Below are 341 nucleotides of genomic sequence, written 5' to 3' on the forward strand. Positions count from 1 at the left end.
TATCTGGGCTACTTCCGCAAGCTGCTGGAGGCCATGGTGGCCGGCGAGACCGGTAGCGTTGACCTGCTGCCGATGCTCTCGGCGGACGAGCGCAACCGCGTTCTCTATGAGTGGAACGACACGAAGACGGAGTATCCGTCGGACCGGTGCGTGCATGAGCTGTTCGAGGCGCAGGTGGAGCGGACGCCGGCTGCGGTTGCGGTGGTGTTCGAGGACGAAGAACTGAGCTATGGCGAGCTGAACGCCCGGGCCAACCGGCTGGCGCATCATCTGCGGGAACTGGGAGTAAAGCCGGACGATCGTGTGGCGATCTGTGTGGAGCGCGGCTTCGAGATGATCGT

Annotated in this window: 1 protein-coding gene; it reads left to right on the plus strand. The window is 63.6% G+C overall.

Going from position 1 to position 341, the window contains the following annotated elements:
• On the plus strand, positions 1-341 hold a 341-nt coding region (locus GSQ82_RS03120), incomplete at both ends, for an AMP-binding protein (RefSeq protein WP_158790577.1).

The organism is Granulicella sp. L60 (assembly GCF_009765825.1).
Taxonomy (GTDB): domain Bacteria; phylum Acidobacteriota; class Terriglobia; order Terriglobales; family Acidobacteriaceae; genus Edaphobacter.